A 3,331-nucleotide genomic window follows, 5' to 3' on the forward strand; every position below is an offset into this window, starting at 1 on the left:
TTGGATTTTTCGCCACTATAATTCCAACCGATGCCAAAATCGATAAAGGGAGCAAGTTGCAACAATCCTCTTACTTTAGGTACTCTGAGGATGGGTATTCTCACTTCCGCTCCGGCGATCGCACCGTTATCTGTTAATAATAAATCTTGTCGATATCCTCGCACGCTGCTTGCACCGCCGATGCCAATCTGTTCTAGAGATAATAACGAATCTGTGGCAAGCTGAATATCGGAACGCAGGATCAGCAAAGTTTCCGGTGCTAATAATAGCACGTATTGAGCTTGTCCGCGCCAGGAAAAAAAGCGACTATCCGGTGCATCATCATTTGTAGTGGCGCTGAAGAAATCGACACCGGCGCTAAATTGCGATCGCGCTGCGAAAACTTGATTTCGATCGCGTTTCACATATTCTTGAAAAAAGCGAAAAGCGGAAACTCGCGTTTCTCCTCGATCGTTTGCGCCTGGGGATAAGGGAAATTTTTCGTTTTGCAAGTAAGTTTCGGTTTCCTGTCGGGAGAAACTGACTCCCAAAGCTAACTCGCCAGATGGCTTTTGCACAATCGGTTGACGATAAGTTACTTCGTAAGTGCGAGATTTTCCTTCAATATCAATGCGATCGAATGGTGGCTCAATTACGTGGGTATGGGTAATACCACCTGCGAATCTTATTGTACCGTTGCGGGGATTGACAGGAAGCGTGTAGCTGGCGTCCAATTCGTTACTGCCGTCGGTGTTGGCGTAAGATACTTGCAGTCCATCACCCAATCCGAGTAAATTAGCTTGGTGGAAGCGAATACCCCGGCGAAAAGTACCGACACTGGGAGAGCGATCGTTATCGGTAAATAATTGCACAGTGAATGTGTCTGCTTCCTTCACCCGCACTTCCAATCTACTTCTTTCCGGACGGCTTCCGGCTTGGAGTTCGGCGGAGACATTGGCGATGAGGGGATCGAGTTGCAGCAGTTGTAATGCTTCCAGCAGACGGTTACGATTTAGGGGTACGCGGGTGGCAATTTCTAAGCGCGATCGCACGTAGCTGGGATTGAGGCGGCGAGTTCCCGTAACCCGAATTTCTGCCAATCCTCCTTCTACTATTTGAATTTTAACAACCGCTCCCTCTCTGTTGAAGGTTTGGTTAGCCGGAATCACCGCGCCGGAATTCACGTATCCTGCTTGTGTGTATTTTGCGGTCACGGCTGCTTCTGCTTGCAGTAGTTCCGCAAAGCCGATTTCTCGTCCGGTAAACTGTTTGGTAACTTCAGTCAATTCCCGATCGCTAAACGCTGTATTTCCCTCAAATTCAAACCTTTCTACGCGAATTGTGCCCGGAATTTCCAGGGGAGTCTCGCTGGGAGAAGGAGTTGTTGGGATTGGTTGCAGGGGAGATGGTTGCGGTTGCGGTAACGTCGGAGGCGGTAATTCGGGTTCTGTTGGCAAAATTGGGTTAGGCAGTTGACTTATCTGCACATCTAGTGTATTTTGTATCGATTCTGGGATTGCTGAAATAATATCCCGATCGCGATCGGTAATTTCCAACTTTTGAAGATTGACGGGCAAATTTGCTGTCGTGCTGCCTACTGTTTTGGTTTCCCCAAGCATTACCAAAAAAATTCCTATTAGCCAAAATAGCCTCCTCAATTGATGAACCATATCAAACACTCTCCACAATCCCTCAAATAAGCTATTTTTGAAACTACTGTCACTAGAAAACAGAGTAAGTTATTTACCTACTTTATGATTCAGATTGACTTTCCCAAAAAATAAGGATCTGCTAAAAGCTAGAAATCAGCGCTCGCTGAATTAATTTATACAGCCATTTTGAAATGCGTTACGTACAGAAAAACCCGATAAAAAAAGTGCAAACGAGTTCTAGGCTGTAGTTAATTTAAATGGAAACCGTTATATTCCTTAACATCTGCAAGCGGAAACGCTTGCAGACAAGTTTTACAGTGGCGAATAAAAGTAGGTTATTAATATAACAGATAACGAAAAAGAAAAGAAAAATTTTTATAAAAATTTTTATATATGAGTGGCAAATTTATACAAATTACAACATCATAGAAGCGTGTTCCTGTCGAGTTTATATATGTATAAGAAGAAATTATCGCGATTATTGTTGTCTGGGATAACCGTTGTACTATCCCTGTTTCCACTTGCACCCGTTAATAGCGTCACCTTCCAGCCCAAAGGACGTCCTCAGAGAACATCAGGGGGCGCATCGCGGGGAATTTGCATCCAAGAAAGAGCCTCCAGCCAGTCGGCAACAGGCGGTGCAAGATCTCAGGTAGCTGCTTTAATTCCCGCTACAGATGGAGAGATCGCGGCAGCGGCATATCCCACAATCCTTGTCCAAATTCCTGAATCTCAACCTTTGAAAGCCGAATTCAGTTTGTGGGATGAAAACTCAAATGGAATTTACCAAACTACTCTTACTCTGACAGGTATTCCTGGCATTGTTAGCTTTACACTTCCCGATACCGCTCCCGCTTTGGAGACCGGCAAACGCTATAAGTGGACTGTGGCAGTAATTTGCGATCCAAAAGAACCATTGCGGAATGTGGTGGTGGAAGGATGGTTGGAACGCAAAGAACTGAGTTCTGCCCTCAAAAGCGAGATAAACAGCGCGGAACCGCTCCAGAAGGTGGAACTTTATGCCAAAAATGGATACTGGTACGAAACGGTCGCCACTTTGGCAGAATTGAAGCGATCGCGCCCTCAAGATCGCACCATTTCTGCTGAATGGCAGCAACTTCTCCAGTCTGTCGGGTTAAGCGAATTTGGGCAAACACCCATAGTTAACTGTTGCCAAGCGCAGAATAATTAATACCAAAATAAGAACGATCGGGGTCACCCGATGCAAGGATTTTGGATTTTGAATTGGCTCCGCCTTAACAGGATGGAGCTTGAAATTCGGAAAAATTTAAAAATTGCATTGTTATTGTTTAGTTGAATGTGCAAAAACTATTTTTTCCCCCTGCACTCAATCAATAACGAGTGATTCAGATCACTCTAACTTGCTTAAACAATCACTGTGGTAAAGATTATGTGTCACAGGTTTTTGATGAAAATTGACGTAATATAAATCTCAATCTTGGCAATTCATTTGATTCAGTTCTTCATATGTATGAACGGGGAACAAAAATTAAAAAACACCATTTGGGATTGGTGGGGTGGATTGATAACAGTCCCTAGCATTCCTGCATTGATTATCCTACTGCGTTTGATGGAAAAAAATGATTTCAAGTCTCCCATTTCAAGGGTAATCATCAAAAAAAATTCGGAATTTCAAACTCCGTCTTTTCAAGGCCCAGACAATCCAAAATCCTCTCATC

General features: G+C 44.0%; 3 protein-coding genes. 2 read left to right on the forward strand and 1 reads right to left on the reverse strand.

The window, feature by feature from the left end; translation table 11 throughout:
* Nucleotides 1-1,649: ShlB/FhaC/HecB family hemolysin secretion/activation protein (locus tag H6S82_RS25280; RefSeq protein ID WP_191056897.1), on the reverse strand; the 1,649-nt coding region annotated here is incomplete at its 3' end.
* 436 nt (nt 1,650-2,085) lie between these two features.
* Here H6S82_RS25280 and H6S82_RS25285 point away from each other — a divergent pair.
* Both H6S82_RS25285 and H6S82_RS33085 read left to right on the forward strand, forming a co-directional pair.
* Nucleotides 2,086-2,823, forward strand: a complete 738-nt coding sequence (locus H6S82_RS25285) for a DUF928 domain-containing protein (protein ID WP_191056898.1) — start codon at nt 2,086-2,088, stop codon at nt 2,821-2,823.
* A 267-nt stretch (nt 2,824-3,090) separates the two neighbouring features.
* The coding region (locus H6S82_RS33085) for a hypothetical protein (RefSeq protein ID WP_206756898.1) at nt 3,091-3,331 on the forward strand (241 nt) is incomplete at its 3' end.

It is taken from the genome of Planktothrix sp. FACHB-1355, from assembly GCF_014748295.1.
Taxonomy (GTDB): domain Bacteria; phylum Cyanobacteriota; class Cyanobacteriia; order Cyanobacteriales; family Aerosakkonemataceae; genus Aerosakkonema; species Aerosakkonema funiforme_A.

Coding starts and splice junctions, on each gene's coding strand:
- H6S82_RS25285 (WP_191056898.1), top strand. CDS start 2,086: ATGTATAAGAAGAAATTATCGCGATTATTGTTGTCTGGGATAACCGTT.